Source organism: Stenotrophomonas sp. UBA7606, from assembly GCF_002477705.1.
Classification (GTDB): domain Bacteria; phylum Pseudomonadota; class Gammaproteobacteria; order Xanthomonadales; family Xanthomonadaceae; genus Stenotrophomonas.
The window spans coordinates 23,006-37,435 of record NZ_DLJW01000002.1; the positions used below are offsets into that span (position 1 = coordinate 23,006).

Here is a 14,430-nt window from a genome sequence, read left to right on the forward strand (position 1 = left end):
GCTCCGCGGGCAGCGTGGATGCGCTTACAGAAGTACGACATCGAACTGCTCTTGCAGGTACTGGTCATCGGCCTGGAAGCGGATGCTCTTGCCAAGGAACTCTTCCAGCTCCGCCACCGCTGCCGATTCCTCATCGGTGATGCGCGCGACCACCTTGCTGGAGGCGATCACCAACAGGCGCGCGGCCTCGAACTGGCGCACGGCGCGGGTGATCTCGCGGAATATCTCGTAGGTCACCGTTTCGGCGGTCTTGATGCTGCCGCGGCCGCTGCACTGCGGGCAGGTTTCCGACAGCTGGCGCTCCAGGCTTTCCACCGTGCGCTTGCGGGTCATTTCCACCAGCCCCAGCGGCGAGAAGTCGTAGACCGTGGTCTTGGCGTGGTCGCGGGCCAGCGCCTTCTCCAGCGTGCGCAGCACCTGGCGGCGGTGCTCGGCATCGTCCATGTCGATGAAGTCGATGATGATGATGCCGCCCAGGTTGCGCAGCCGCAGCTGGCGGGCAACCGTCTGCGCCGCTTCCAGGTTGGTGCGGAACACGGTTTCTTCCAGGTTGCGCTGGCCGACGAAGGACCCGGTATTGACGTCGATGGTGGTCATCGCCTCGGTCTGGTCGATGACCAGATAGCCACCGGACTTGAGCGGCACCTGCTTGTTCAAGGCACGGACGATCTCGTCCTCGACCCCGAACATGTCGAAGATCGGGCGGTCACCGGTATACAGCTCCAGCTTCTCGCCCAGCACCGGCATGTACTTGGCCACGAAGGCCTGCAGTTGGCTGAAGGTTTCCTTGGAGTCGACCTTGACCTTGTCCACGTCCTTGCGGATCAGGTCGCGCACCGAGCGCAAGGGCAGGCTCAGGTCCTCGTAAATGATGCTGCACGGCGGTGCCTCGCGGCCGCGCCGCTCCACCACCGCCCAGACCCGCGACAGGTAGGAGATGTCTTCTGCCAGGGCCTCGGCCGGCTGGCCTTCGGCATTGGTGCGCACGATGTAGCCGTAGCCACCATGCTGGGCCGAGATCTCGGTGACCAGCGACTTCAGCCGGGCACGCTCGGTCTCGTCCTCGATACGCGCCGACACGCCCACCATCTTCGACTGCGGCAGCAGCACCAGGTAACGCGACGGGATGCTGATCTGGGTGGTCAGGCGCGCGCCCTTGGTGCTGATCGGGTCCTTGACCACCTGCACCACCACGTCCTGGCCATCGCGCAGCAACTCCACGATCGGCACCGACGATGGCAGTGGCAGGCTGGGTGCGGTTTCCTCGGTGTCGGCGGCCACCGGGGCCGGACGCACCACGTCATTGGCGTGCAGGAACGCCGCACGGTCCAGGCCCACCTCGACAAAGGCCGCCTGCATGCCCGGCATTACCCGCTGCACCTTGCCCTTGTAGATGTTGCCGACCACGCCACGGCGCCAACCGCGCTCGATGTGCAGTTCCTGCAGCATGCCGTTCTCGATCACCGCCACGCGGGTTTCGCGCGGGGTGACGTTCACCAGGATTTCTTCGGACACGTCCCTCATTCCCCCTTGTCCATGGAATCGTCGGCCGCGCCTGCGGCAAAGGCCGCCAGCAGCGCAGCGGTCTGTTGCAGCGGCAACCCCATCACCCCGGAGTAGCTGCCCGCCAAATGGCTGATGAAACGTTCCGCGCCGCCCTGGATGGCGTAGGCGCCGGCTTTGCCCATCGGCTCACCGGTGGCCACATAGGCCTGGATCTGCGCTGGGCTCATCGGCGCGAATGTCACCTCCGACACCACCGTTTCCAGCGCATGGCGCCCATGGGCCGCCAGTGCCACCGCGGTGATCACCCGGTGGCTGCGCCCGGCCAGCGAGGCCAGCATGGCCTCGGCGTCGGCGGCATCCACCGGTTTGCCATAGACGCGGTCATCCAGCACCACCTCGGTGTCCGAGCCCAGCACCACCGCCTGCGGGTCGTCACCCACAAGGGCCAGGCCTGCCTGTGCCTTGTCCAGCGCCACCCGGCGCACATAGGCTTCGGCGGCCTCCCCCGGGGCACGCTGCTCCGGCACCTCGAGATCGAGTGCGCAGAAAGGCATACCAAGGCGGGACAGCAGTTCGTTTCGGCGGGGGGAGCGGGAGGCGAGATAAAGCATCGGGAAAGCATAACCCGGGCCAGCAACCTGAATGATCGGCATTGCCGGCAAAGTGACGCCGACCCCATCATGGCTCACCACCCGTTCATCGCCCTATGTTCATTTTCACGATCCAGACAAGGAGGATCACCATGCGCCGTACCACCCTCGCCCCGCTGCTGCTGTCCCTGTCACTCGCCCTGGGAGCCTCGATGACCGCCAATGCCCAAACCGTACCCGCCGTGGTGGCCAGTGATGCCACCTTGCTGAACATTTCTGCCCAGGCCGAAGCCAAGCGGGTGCCTGACGTGGCCACTCTGTCGGCCGGCGTGGTCACCCAGGCCGTCGACGGCAACACCGCCATGCGCGAGAACGCCGTGCAGATGGACAAGGTGATGGCTGCGATCAAGGCCGCCGGCATTGCCGAGCGCGACATCCAGACCAGCGGCATCAACCTCAGCCCGCAGTACCGCTATGCCGACAACGAAGCGCCGAAGATCACCGGCTACCAGGCCAACAACACGGTCAGCCTGAAGGTGCGCGACATCACCAAGCTCGGCAAGGTGCTGGACAGCCTGGCCGCACAGGGTGCCAACCAGATCAACGGCCCCAGCTTCGAGATCGACCAGCCCGAGCCGGTCTATGACGAAGCCCGCCTGGCCGCGCTGAAGAAGGCCCAGGCCCGTGCCGAAACCTATGCCAAGTCGCTGGGCTTGCGCGTGCGTCGCATCGTCAGCATCTCCGAGGGCAACCAGGGGGGCTTCCGGCCGATGCCGATGATGGCGATGGCCGCTGGCCGCAGCGCCAAGGCGGAAATGGACACCGCCGTCTCGCCGGGCGAAAGCAGCGTCTCGGTCAGCCTGGACGTGGTGTTCGAACTGGGCCGCTGAGCAAACCAGCAACAACCACCGGAACGGCGCCTGCGGGCGCCGTTCCTGTTTCCTGCGGCGCAACGCGCGGCCGCCAAACTGTCCGCCAGCTGACCAGGAACAACGCTACGGCTTGTCGAAACCGTGAATAACAGGCGCACTGCAGCTACGGGACGCAAACCAGCAACCCCGTCCCGTGTCATCGCGCGTTGTTCTCTGTCACACGCCCACGCATGGAGGTGCAAGATGGTCCGTACACAGCACGGCAGCACGTCTTTCCATTTCGAACCGGCACGCATCCTGGCCTATAGCGCCGCCATCGCCCTGCACCTGCTGGCGGCGGCCCTGTTGTTGATACCACTGGCACAGGCACCGATACGCAGCGAACCGGCGCGCGAGGCACGCTGGCAGGTCCCCGAGCCCAAGCCGTTCATCCCCACCCCGCCCACCCCCATCCCGCAGGTACCGGTCACGACCAAGACGCCGCCACCGGCACGCCAACCCGTGCTGCAGGCCCCGGTGGACACCGCACCGCTGCCGATCTTCGCCACCGACGCGGTCATCACCCTGCCAACCGATGTGGCCCCTGCCGACCCCCAACCCTCGAGCGAGGTGGGCCCTGCTGGAACCTCTGCCCCGTTGGAGGGCGTGCAACTGCGCTATCTGAGCGCCCCACCACCGAGCTACCCGCGTGATGCCCTGCGCGCTGGCGCCGAAGGCACGGTGATCCTGCGGGTATTGGTAGGCGAAGACGGCGTGCCCGTGCAGGTGACGGTGGAACGTGGCAGCGGCAACCGCAGCCTGGATACCGCCGCCCGCACCCAGGTGTTGCGTCACTGGAAGTTCCAGCCCGCCACCGACGGCGGCCGTGCGGTTCAGGCTTATGGCCTGATCCCGGTGGATTTCAAGCTGAATTGAGGGCCGGATCACAGAGCGGGGGAGGATTTCTAAACCGCAACGAAAGAGCGGTCGGAAATCAGCCCGCCATTAATTGATTTTTCACAAGATCCTCACTCCTGAAAAACATAGATTCGCGGCCGTCGATGTTCGTCGGCCGCGTTTTTTTGCGGCCTTTATCACTGCAGTTCCTTTTGGAGAGAAGACTGTGAAACATCCGACCCGCATCCGCAGCAACCGACTTAGTAGCGCAATCTGCCTGACGATAACGCCCGCGCTTCTAGCCGCGGCAGCTTCCTCGGCCATCGCTCAGGAATCCGAGAAGCCCACCACGCTTGATCGCGTCACCGTCACCGGCTCCAATATTCCACGTACTGATACCGAGACGCCTTCCCCAGTGCAGGTTATTACCCGCCAGGAGATCGATCGAACCGGCAAGGGCAATGTGGCCGAGTACCTGCAGACCCTGACCGCCGACGGTGCCGGCTCCATCCCGAAGACCTTCGGCAATGGCTTTGCTGGCGGCGGTGCAGGCATTTCCCTGCGCGGACTGGGCGCAGGATCAACACTTGTTCTGTTGAACGGCCGTCGCATGGCTACCTATGGACTGGCGGACGATGGCCAGAAAGTTTTCACCGACCTGAGCACCATCCCACTGGATGCCGTTGAGCGCATAGATGTGCTCAAGGATGGTGCTTCAGCCATCTATGGCTCCGACGCCATAGCCGGTGTGGTCAATATCATCCTGCGCTCGGATTTCACCGGTGCAATACTGCGTGGTTCCTACGGCTTATCCGGGGACAGTGATGGCGACCAACGCAAAGCGACACTGACGGCAGGTACCGGCAGCTTGGCCGAAGACGGCTGGAACGCATTCTTCAGCCTGGACGTGGGCAAATCCGACGCCATCCGCACCTCGGACCGACGCGACCGGAAGTGGATCGGCACCGGCGATCTTCGGCGTTGGGGTTATGACATCGATGGAAGTCAGTTCCTGGGCGGCGCCTTCAACGGCACAGCCGGCCAAGGCTCCTCGCCCACCGGCAGCATTTACGCCCCGGATGGAACCATCGAAAGCCTGCCAGGCTGCGCCGCCCTTTCGAGTGTTACGCCACAGGATTCACGCGGGGGCTGCGTGTGGGACCAGACCCAATTCCGTGACCTGGCGCCCGAAGAAAAGTACGTCAATCTATTTACCCGCGCCACCTTCGCCTTTGGGGACAGCTCCGAAGCCTATGTTGAAATGGGCTACTCGAAGAAGCAGACTCGTTTCCAGAACACCCCGTCAAACATCTCCGGCAGCTGGGGCTACCCAGGCGGCCCCGTCAATGCCAACAGCGGCCCCGGCGCGGTGATGCTGGGCCCGGATCATCCCGACAATCCGTACGATGAAGCCGTGCGCGTTCGCTACTCCGCTTTTGATGTCGGCCCACGCGTAACCAACAACACCAACGAGTTCTTCCGCTTCCTCGCCGGCGTCAAAGGCACTTGGGGAGACTGGGACTATGACACCGCCTACCTGCATTCGAGCACCAATCTGGTGAACAAGCGTGATGGGTTCCTTCGCTACAGTGCAGTGCGCTGCGTGCTGGAAGACCCCAACTGCGCCGCGGGCGTGTGGAACATCGGACAGGGGTCCGAAAGCAATCCACAGAGCCTGTACGACTACATCTCCCCCACCATCAGCGCTCGCGCCAAGAGCGAGTTGGACATGTTCGACTTCAAGGTTTCGCGCTCCCTGGCTGACCTTGCCGGCGGCCCCCTGGGATTGGCGCTGGGCACGGAGTGGCGCAAGACCAGCAACTCACTGACCCCCCAGACCTACACCGACCAAGGCGACATCATAGGCTTGGGCTATTCAGCCTATGACGGCACCCAGAATGTATACGCAGCTTATGCCGAACTGTCGGCGCCGGTATTGCAGCAACTTGAGCTCAATGCAGCCATCCGCTACGACAAGTATGAAAGCGGCGATGGGGCGGTGAAGCCAAAGGTGGGCTTCAAGTGGAATCCAAGCGAATGGTTCGCTCTTCGCGGGACATACGCGGAAGGTTTCCGCGCCCCCAACCCGGCGGAGAACGGCGACGGCGGCCTGGCAGCATTCTCGCGCGCCAATGACCCTGTCCGTTGCCCCAACGGCACCCCAGCCCCTGGCGCCACCCAGGCGGATTGCGGCCTGCAGCCGGTGGCGATCATCACTCGCCCTAACAAAGACCTGAAACCCGAAGAGTCAAAGAGCTACTCACTGGGTATCGTTCTGCAACCCACCAGAACAACCTCGGTCACGATTGATGCATGGCGAATCAAGCGCACCGACGAAATCGCCCAAGGCGATACCTCTGCGGCAATCCTGGCCGGCAACGTGCTGCGCGACACCAACCTGCTGAATGGCGTGCCGGGCACCGGGTCGATCCTCGCGGTCAACACCTCCTACGTCAACGCTGCCCAATCCGAAGTCGAGGGTGTTGACTTGGATATCCGCCAGGACATCCCGCTGGGCAATGCCGGCGATCTACGCCTGGATGCGCAGTGGAGCCACACCAGCAAGTTCGAGCGCACTGATGGTGGTGACACCAGCGACTACGCAGGTACGCACGGCAACTGTGACGTTACCAACTGCATCGGCACGCCAAAGGACCGCGGCAACTTCGGCGTTACATGGAATTACGACGCCTGGTCGGTCAGCGGCATCGTCAACTACATCGCAAAAATGGAGAACAAGGACAAGCGCGGCGGCGACTACTTGTCGTTCTACGCCAACGGCGATCCGGTGAAGGAAATTCCATCGTTCACCACCTTCGACCTGTCCGGTCGCTGGAATGTCACCGAAGCCTTCGAACTCAGTGCATCGGTGCAGAACGTATTTGATCGCATCGCCCCGCTCGACCCAGCCACCTACGGTGCTATCAACTATAACCCGCTGCACTACAGCGGCGCAGTGGGCCGTTATTTCACACTCGGCGCCAAGTACACGTTCAAGTAACCGTTCAAGTAACCGTTCAGGGGCACTGTGCCAGCCGCCCCTGCCCCCCCCCTGAAACGCCGCGAGCAATCGCGGCGTTTCGTTTCTGCCACCCCGTTCTTGCATTCCATGTCCGCAATGGATGGAAACGGCACACACTGATGCCTGCCAACCAAAGGGTGACCACGACAGTTCATGGATGCGAACACGCCCGCCACGGATCTGCTCCGCACCTTGATTCGCCGCTTTCTGGCGCAGCCTGCATCAATGCAGCAAGCCACGGATGCCTTTGCCGGCCTCACCGCAGCCAGCAACATGCTGCAGCCCTTTGCGCTGGAGCGGATGGAACGGCAGATTCGCGAAGAGATCATGGCCAACAACGCCGCAGCCTGCCCACCGCGCTGGGGGCGGCAAGCGCCGCCCCGCCCACTTACGTGGCTGGATCTTTGCAACGCGGACGGCTATGTGCGGGAACGCTGCCTCCGCTGCTTGGGCCCGGCACCAAGCGCCTTTTTCATGAGCCTGGCGATACGACGCCTCAATGATTGGGTTCCCGAAGTCCGCGCATCGGCAAGGGAGAACCTTTTCCGCATTGCCTCCATCTCGGAGCCTTCTCATGTTGCTGGAGCCCTGGGTCAACTGCTTGCCACCATGAACACCTGGGGCCGGATGCAAGCCGATGAGTCGCGGGTAGTTGGACACCTCATGGCTATCGAAGCGGTAGCCGGCACTCTCATCCGCCAGATCATCCAGACTACGAACGGTCCGCAGGCAGCGATACTTGTGCAAGCTGCACGCACACAGGCACTGGATCACAGCCTGCTCGATCTGGCCACCCAGGCAGCACAACCGGCCGTACGCGCAACCGCATATCGCTTCCTGCTGGAAGATCGTGCCACTTGGGCCAGCGGTCGGGCGTGGGTCTGGACGGATCTGACATGGTGCAAGGGCAGGTTTGAACCCGTGTTCGCCCGGCGCCAGCTGACGTCAAACTGGCCCGCACAAACTGTCCTGAAGTCCGCACTGGAAGATCGCTCCCCTCATGTAAGGCGCGTCGGCGGACAATTTCTGGCCAAACATCTGGACATGCCTGACGCCGGTGCGTGCGCAGCGCGTTTGGCCGCAGACCGCTCGTCACAGGTAGCCGTGTGGGGACGCCATGCGCTGACCCGGCTGACGGAAGATCCCCGGTCGTCCGCTGCTACGACACCCTGATCAGCATCTTCCAGGCGAAAAAAAACCTGCATCCATGGATGCAGGTTTTTTTCAAATCCTGGCGCCCGAAGTTGGACTCGAACCAACGACCCCCTGATTAACAGTCAAGTGCTCTAACCGGCTGAGCTATTCGGGCGGGGAGGCGCATTCTATACGTTAATCACGCGCGATGGTAGGGGTGATTGGCCAACATTGCCGCTGCGCGATACAGCTGTTCGGCCACGACCAGCCGCACCAGCATGTGCGGCAAGGTCAGCGGGCCGATCGACCACTTCTCGTCGGCCACCGCCGATACCTCTGCCGCGTGTCCTTCTGGCCCGCCGATCAGGAAGGCCAGGTCCCTGCCCTGCGTCCGCCAGTGTTCCAGGCGCTGCGCCAACTGCTCGGAGCTGAGCTGCCGACCTGGCACGTCCAGCGCCACCACATAGGGATTTTTCGGCAACGCCGCCAGCACCCGCTTGCCCTCGTCCTCGATCGCCCGGCGCGGATCACGGCCCTTGCCGCGCAGACCGGGCTCGATCTCCACCAACTCCAACGGCAGCCAATGCGACAGGCGCTTCTGGTACTCGGCAAAGCCCTGCGCCACCCAGGCCGGGGCCCGTTCTCCGGTGGCGATCAACCTGGCTTTCATGGCGCGGCTCCTGTTGGGGATCAAATGAAAACGGCGCCCTGCGGCGCCGTCGGGGGCACTACGGCAAGGCCACTCAGGCCTGCGCGTCGTCCTCGTCATCGGCGACCGGCGGCTGGTCACCCACGGTCCACAGGCGCTCCAGCGCATAGAACTCACGCACGCGCGGCAGCATGACGTGGACGATCACATCGCCCAGGTCGACCAGTACCCACTCGGCCTCGCGCTCGCCTTCCACACCCAGCGGCATGACGCCCAGCTGCTTGGCAAAACGCACCACCTCATCGCCAATCGACTTGACGTGGCGGGTCGAGGTGCCGGAGGCGATCACCAGATAGTCGGCGACGCTGGACTTGCCGCGGACATCGATCTCCACGGTGTCCTTGGCCTTGATCTCTTCCAGGCCGGCATGGACGGCAGCCAGCAGTGCCGGGACGGAGGGTGCCGGGTTGGGCAATTGGGTCTTGATGACTTGGGCTTCGGTGGTCAAAGCGGGAGAACTCGATGAATAAGGGGGCGATTATAGAGAACCCGGCCGCAGCCGGCATTCACGACGGTTGGCAAGCGTACAGGCCCTGCGCCTGGATGTAGTCTGCCACTGTCGGCGGCAGCAGTGGCCGCCAGTCGCCGCTCGCGGCGATCAGCGCGCGCACGGCGGTGGCCGATTCGGCGTGCAGCGGCTGGCGCATGCGCCATACCTTGCCTGCCGGCGCCTGCGCCAGGGCGGACGCAGACGCTACCCAGGCCCGTTCCAGATGTGTGGCCAGCAATGCCGGCAGTTCCCCGTCCAGGGCACTGCCCGGGCGTTCGGCCACCACGATATGCGCCAACGCCAGCAGGTGCTCCCATTCATGCCAGGTGGGCAGGCCCAGCAGGCTGTCGGCCCCCATCAGCAGGACGATGGGCTGTTGCCGGCCCAGTCCCGAACGCAGTTCACGCAGGGTGTCCACGGTCCAGGACGGCACGCCCGGGTGCCGCTGGGCACGCTCAAGCTCGCGCAGATCCACCTGCAGCTGCGGGTGGCCAGCAACGGCCAGCTGCAGCATGTGCGCCCGCTGGGTGGCATCGGCGCCCGGTGGCGGGCGGTGCGGCGGATCCGCCGCCGGCATCAGCCGGACTGGACCGTGCAGCGCCCGGGCGGCCCCCAGGGCAATGGCCAGATGACCGTTATGCACCGGATCGAAGGTGCCGCCATACAGCACCAGCAGCCCAGCGGCAGACGCTGCCGCCTCAGCGGGCATTGCGCACCAGCAGCCTGACCGCGCGCGCCTCGGCCAGCGCCAGCAGCAAACGCTCCAGTGCCAGCCATGCATCGCCGTCGGCACGCCCTTTGGCGATGCGGTCGATCTGCGAGGCTTCGGCGACAAAGCGCTCCCAGCGACGTGGATCGGGGTGCCGTTGCAGCGCGCGCTTGAACGGCGCCTGGCGCGACTCCCAGATGCCCTTGGACTTCATCTCACCGGCAAGATTGCCACCGGCGGCCTGCACCCGCGCCAGCCCGGCGGTGAGTAGCAGTTCGCGGATCAGGATGGGCATCAGCGCGGCCACTGCCTCGCCTTCGGCACGCAAGCCGGCCAGCATCCGCGTCACCGCGGTGGCCTGCCCCGAGAACGCCGCCTCGCTGAGCCGGAACACGTCATAGCGCGCGGCATCGGCCACCAGCGCGTCCATCTTCGCCACGTCCAAGGGCTGGCCATCGGCCAGCAGGGCCAGCTTGTCGATCTCCTGCGCAGCCGCCAGCAGGTTGCCTTCCACCCGCTCGCTCAGCCGCTGTACCGCCGCCGGCTCGGCGCGCAGGCCCTTGGCCCGAAGGCGCCGCTCGATCCAATCACCCAGCTCATGGGGTTTGATGGCCCAGGCCACCGACAACACGCCAACCTTGTTGACCGCCTCGGTCCATTTGCCCTGGTGTGCCTTGCTCCACTCACCGGCGGTGATCAGCAGCACCACATCCGCGGGTGGCCGTGCACAGAAGTCGCTGATGACCTCGGCGCCCTCCTTGCCCGGCTTGCCATTGGGCAGGCGCACCTCGACCAGGCGGCGGGCGCTGAACAGACTGGGCGCATTGAAGCTGGAGGACAGCTGCCCCCAGTCGAAATCACGCCCGTCGGCATCAAACACCTCGCGCTCGCCGATACCCTCGGCGCGCGCCTTGGCACGCACCGCATCGGCGGCCTCGATGACACGCAGCAGTTCAGGCCCGGCGATCAGATAGACCGGCGCCAGCGCCTGCCCGGCCGCCTGGCTGGAAAGTTGTTCGGGGCGTAGTTCCATCAGCAACGCCCCCCATCAGGCCAAGGCAGCAACAACTCAGCCCTGACCATCCTTGCTCCCGGCAGCCGGTTGTTGCTTGGCCTTTTCCAGGTCCGCGCGCACCACGCTGTCGATGCGGCGCAGGATCGAGGCGGACATCTCGCGGCGCAGTTCATCGGCCAGGATCTCGCGCTCGGTGGTGGTGCCGGTGTCGTCATCGGGCTGCGACACGTAGTCACGCGACAACTCGATCACCTGCTCCGGTACGACCGGGGTGCCATCGGGATGGTTGAACTGGAAGATCACCGCATACCGCAGGCTGTATTCCTGCGAGCGGCCGCGCTCATCGATGGCGATGGGGCGATCACCCCAGCGCTCGGAACGGACCAGCAGGCGGGCAACGCCGGTACTGGCCTGGGCAGCGGGCGTCTCATCGTCGACCACTGCCGCACCCGAGGCGCGCAGCCCGCGTGACAACAGCTTCACCAGCTCGCTGTAACGCGTGGTGGACTCCACCTTCACCGCCGGCATGTCAGCGGGCAGCACCAGCTTGTTGCGCAGATGGAAACCACAGCCGGTGAGGCCGGCAGCGAGGAACAGTGCGATCAGGTATCGGGTCATGGACACAGTCTGGATGAGCAGGCCGGGAGCGGCAATAGCAGGGCCGCATCTTCGCGCATCGGGGGTGAACGCGGATGAATCCGCGTTGACGCCAAAGGACACAGCGGCTGCGCCGCAGGGGCGCGCTGCCGCCGCCAACGCAGCCTGTCACCGCGCAGCCCGGCTGGGCAGACGTGGTGACAGGCCTGGCGCCGGCTGCAACCGGCAATGGCTCAGCCGGCGACGATATTGACGATCTTGCCCGGCACGATGATGACCTTGCGGATGCTCAGCCCGTCGAGGAACTTGGCCGTGTTCGGCTCTTCCTTGGCGAGGGCTTCGATCTGCTCGCGCGCGGCATCGGCAGCGACTTCGATGGTGCCACGCAGCTTGCCGTTGACCTGCACCGCCAGGGTCAGCGAATCCTTGACCAGGGCAGCACTGTCCACCTGCGGGAACGGCTGGTCTTCCAGCAGCGTCTCGGCATGGCCCAGCAGCTGCCACATGGCGTGGCAGGCATGTGGGGTGATCGGGTTCAGCAGCAGCACCGCAGCCTGCAGGGCCTCCTGGCGCACTGCACGGCCCTGCGCACTGGCGTCGTCGAACTTGGCCAGGGCGTTGAGCAGCTCCATCACCGCGGCAATGGCGGTATTGAAGGCGTGGCGGCGGCCGTAGTCGTCACTGACCTTGCCGATGGTCTCGTGGGTCTTGCGGCGCATGGCCTTCTGCCCCGCATCCAGTGCCGCGGCATCCAGCGCCGGTGCCGCCCCGTCAGCGACGTGCTTGTGCACCATCGCCCACAGACGGCGCAGGAAGCGCGCCATGCCGTCCACACCGGCCTCGTTCCACTCCAGCGACTGTTCCGGCGGCGCCGCGAACATCGAGAACAGGCGCACGGTGTCGGCACCGTACTTGGCGACCATGGTCTGCGGGTCGACGCCGTTGTTCTTGGACTTGGACATCTTCTCGGTGCCGCCGATCACCACCGGCTGGCCGTCCGTGCGCAGGGTCGCGCCGGTGATGCGGCCGCGCTCGTCGCGCACCGTGTCCACGTCGGCCGGGTTGAACCAATCCTTGGAGCCGTCGCTGTTCTGGCGGTAGAAGGTCTCGGCGATGACCATGCCCTGGCACAGCAGGTTCTGCGCCGGCTCGTTGCTGTCCACCATGCGTGCATCACGCAGCAGCTTGTGGAAGAAACGGAAATACATCAGGTGCAGGATGGCGTGCTCGATGCCACCGATGTACTGGTCCACCGGCAGCCAGTAGTTGCCGCGCTTGTCCACGGCTTCGCGGGCACCCGGCGAGGTGTAGCGGGCGTAGTACCAGCTCGACTCCATGAAGGTGTCGAAGGTGTCGGTTTCGCGCTCGGCCGCGCCGCCGCAATCCGGGCAGGTGGTCTTGCGCCATTCCGGGTCGGCCTTGATCGGCGAGCCGGTACCGTTGAGTGTCACGTCTTCCGGCAGGATCACCGGCAGCTGGTCTTCCGGCACCGGCACCGCGCCACACTTGTCGCAGTAGATCACCGGGATCGGGCAACCCCAGTAACGCTGGCGGCTGACGCCCCAGTCGCGCAGGCGGTAATTGATGCGGCGCTGGCCCTGGCCCTTGCGCTCGAAACGCTCGGCCAGTGCCTCGAACGCGCCCTGGAAATCCAGGCCATCGAACTCGGCCGAATTGACCAGTTCGGTCTCGCGGGTCTTGTCGCCGTACCAGTCCTGCCAGCGGCTGGCGTCATAGCTGCGCTCGTCGTCGTTCTTCGGCGACTTCAGCGCGATGACCTGCTTCTTCGGCAGGCCGTACTTGCTGGCGAATTCGAAATCACGCTGGTCATGGCCGGGCACGGCCATCACCGCGCCGGTGCCGTAGCCCATCAACACGAAATTGGCGACCCAGATCGGCACCTGCTCGCCACTGACCGGATGGATGGCCTTCAGGCCGGTGTCCATGCCGCGCTTTTCCTGGGTTTCCAGTTCCGCCTCGGAGACACCCCCCTGCTTCAGCTCGGCCAGCATGGCGGCCAGCTGCGGGTTGTTCTTTGCGGCATGCACGGCCAGCGGGTGTTCACCGGCGATGGAGACGAAGCTCACGCCCATCACCGTGTCCGGGCGAGTGGTGAACACGCGCAGCGGGTCCAGTGCGGCACCGTCCACGTCACGCACGTCGAACTGGATTTCCAGGCCTTCGGAACGGCCGATCCAGTTGCGCTGCATGGTCTTGACCGAGTCCGGCCAACCCGGCAGTTCGTCCAGGCCGTCCAGCAACTCCTGGGCGTAATCGGTGATGCGCAGGAACCACTGCGGGATCTCCCGCTTTTCCACAAGCGCACCGGAACGCCAGCCGCGGCCGTCGATGACCTGCTCGTTGGCCAGCACGGTGTTGTCGACCGGGTCCCAGTTCACCACCGAGTTGCGGCGGTAGGCCAGGCCCTTGCGCATCAGGCGGGTGAACATGCGCTGCTCGTGGACGTAATAGTCCGGTGTGCAGGTGGCGAATTCGCGCGACCAGTCGATGGCATAGCCCAGCGACTTGAGCTGGCTGCGCATGTGGCCGATGTTGGCATAGGTCCACTTGGCCGGCGCGGTCTTGTTCTTGATCGCGGCGTTCTCGGCCGGCAGGCCGAAGGCGTCCCAGCCCATCGGCTGCAGCACGTTGTGGCCGGTCATGCGCTTGTAGCGGCTGATGACGTCGCCAATGGTGTAGTTGCGCACATGGCCCATGTGCAGCGCACCGGACGGGTACGGAAGCATCGACAGGCAGTAGTACTTGGGCTTGTCCGAGGTTTCGTTCACCTCGTATGCCTTCTCGGCCTCCCAGAACTTCTGGGCGGCGGCTTCAACCTGCTGGGGATCGTAGATATTCGGTTCGACGCTGGACATGTCAACGCTGGGCAACGGCAAAGCGGCAAAGGGT

The 14,430-nt window shown here is 64.8% G+C and carries 12 protein-coding genes and 1 tRNA gene; 4 read left to right on the forward strand and 9 right to left on the reverse strand.

Annotated features, from left to right (window positions below; all coding sequences use genetic code 11):
* Positions 1-24: 24 nt before the first annotated feature.
* Entirely contained in the window at positions 25-1,515 is a 1,491-nt protein-coding gene (gene rng, locus B2527_RS00225) for a ribonuclease G (RefSeq protein ID WP_293705373.1), read from the reverse strand.
* 5 nt (positions 1,516-1,520) lie between these two features.
* On the reverse strand, positions 1,521-2,117 hold the full coding sequence (locus B2527_RS00230) for a Maf family nucleotide pyrophosphatase (RefSeq protein WP_293705374.1): 597 nt from the start codon (positions 2,115-2,117) through the stop codon (positions 1,521-1,523).
* A 131-nt stretch (positions 2,118-2,248) separates the two neighbouring features.
* On the opposite strand from B2527_RS00230, the gene B2527_RS00235 reads away from it, so the two are divergent.
* The 4 genes from B2527_RS00235 to B2527_RS00250 all read left to right on the forward strand — a co-directional run bounded on the left by B2527_RS00235 (position 2,249) and on the right by B2527_RS00250 (position 8,039).
* Complete coding sequence (locus tag B2527_RS00235) at positions 2,249-2,986, forward strand: SIMPL domain-containing protein (RefSeq protein WP_293705375.1); 738 nt, start codon at positions 2,249-2,251, stop codon at positions 2,984-2,986.
* A 225-nt stretch (positions 2,987-3,211) separates the two neighbouring features.
* Complete coding sequence (locus B2527_RS00240) at positions 3,212-3,883, forward strand: energy transducer TonB (protein WP_293705376.1); 672 nt, start codon at positions 3,212-3,214, stop codon at positions 3,881-3,883.
* Between the two features lie 187 nt (positions 3,884-4,070).
* On the forward strand, positions 4,071-6,845 hold the full coding sequence (locus B2527_RS00245; protein ID WP_293705377.1) for a TonB-dependent receptor: 2,775 nt from the start codon (positions 4,071-4,073) through the stop codon (positions 6,843-6,845).
* 174 nt (positions 6,846-7,019) lie between these two features.
* Positions 7,020-8,039: a hypothetical protein gene (locus B2527_RS00250; RefSeq protein ID WP_293705378.1), complete on the forward strand. Its 1,020-nt coding sequence runs from the start codon at positions 7,020-7,022 to the stop codon at positions 8,037-8,039.
* A 59-nt stretch (positions 8,040-8,098) separates the two neighbouring features.
* On the opposite strand, the gene B2527_RS00255 is transcribed toward B2527_RS00250, so the two are convergent.
* From B2527_RS00255 to leuS, 7 genes are all read right to left on the reverse strand, one after another.
* A tRNA-Asn gene (locus tag B2527_RS00255) sits at positions 8,099-8,175 on the reverse strand.
* Positions 8,176-8,199: 24 nt separating this feature from the next.
* Positions 8,200-8,670 (reverse strand): 23S rRNA (pseudouridine(1915)-N(3))-methyltransferase RlmH, encoded by a 471-nt coding sequence (gene rlmH, locus B2527_RS00260; RefSeq protein ID WP_293705379.1) that lies wholly within the window; start codon positions 8,668-8,670, stop codon positions 8,200-8,202.
* A 73-nt stretch (positions 8,671-8,743) separates the two neighbouring features.
* The gene (rsfS, locus tag B2527_RS00265; protein ID WP_293705380.1) at positions 8,744-9,157 is read right to left on the reverse strand and encodes a ribosome silencing factor; all 414 of its coding nucleotides are present in this window, start codon (positions 9,155-9,157) and stop codon (positions 8,744-8,746) included.
* A 58-nt stretch (positions 9,158-9,215) separates the two neighbouring features.
* On the reverse strand, positions 9,216-9,908 hold the full coding sequence (gene nadD / locus B2527_RS00270; protein WP_293705381.1) for a nicotinate-nucleotide adenylyltransferase: 693 nt from the start codon (positions 9,906-9,908) through the stop codon (positions 9,216-9,218).
* Positions 9,898-10,941 (reverse strand): DNA polymerase III subunit delta, encoded by a 1,044-nt coding sequence (gene holA, locus B2527_RS00275; protein ID WP_293705382.1) that lies wholly within the window; start codon positions 10,939-10,941, stop codon positions 9,898-9,900. Before holA ends, nadD begins: the two co-directional genes overlap by 11 nt.
* A gap of 36 nt (positions 10,942-10,977) precedes the next feature.
* Positions 10,978-11,541, reverse strand: coding sequence for an LPS assembly lipoprotein LptE (gene lptE / locus B2527_RS00280; protein ID WP_312368313.1), 564 nt, complete (start codon positions 11,539-11,541; stop codon positions 10,978-10,980).
* Positions 11,542-11,753: 212 nt separating this feature from the next.
* Positions 11,754-14,396, reverse strand: coding sequence for a leucine--tRNA ligase (gene leuS / locus B2527_RS00285; protein WP_293705383.1), 2,643 nt, complete (start codon positions 14,394-14,396; stop codon positions 11,754-11,756).
* Positions 14,397-14,430 lie beyond the last annotated feature (34 nt).

Excerpts from the sequence above, each read along its gene's own strand:
- B2527_RS00230 (WP_293705374.1), bottom strand. The coding sequence starts at position 2,117 with ATGCTTTATCTCGCCTCCCGCTCCCCCCGCCGAAACGAACTGCTGTCC.
- B2527_RS00235 (WP_293705375.1), top strand. The coding sequence starts at position 2,249 with ATGCGCCGTACCACCCTCGCCCCGCTGCTGCTGTCCCTGTCACTCGCC.
- B2527_RS00240 (WP_293705376.1), top strand. The coding sequence starts at position 3,212 with ATGGTCCGTACACAGCACGGCAGCACGTCTTTCCATTTCGAACCGGCA.
- B2527_RS00250 (WP_293705378.1), top strand. The coding sequence starts at position 7,020 with ATGGATGCGAACACGCCCGCCACGGATCTGCTCCGCACCTTGATTCGC.
- rlmH (WP_293705379.1), bottom strand. The coding sequence starts at position 8,670 with ATGAAAGCCAGGTTGATCGCCACCGGAGAACGGGCCCCGGCCTGGGTG.
- nadD (WP_293705381.1), bottom strand. The coding sequence starts at position 9,908 with ATGCCCGCTGAGGCGGCAGCGTCTGCCGCTGGGCTGCTGGTGCTGTAT.
- holA (WP_293705382.1), bottom strand. The coding sequence starts at position 10,941 with ATGGAACTACGCCCCGAACAACTTTCCAGCCAGGCGGCCGGGCAGGCG.
- lptE (WP_312368313.1), bottom strand. The coding sequence starts at position 11,541 with ATGACCCGATACCTGATCGCACTGTTCCTCGCTGCCGGCCTCACCGGC.
- leuS (WP_293705383.1), bottom strand. The coding sequence starts at position 14,396 with ATGTCCAGCGTCGAACCGAATATCTACGATCCCCAGCAGGTTGAAGCC.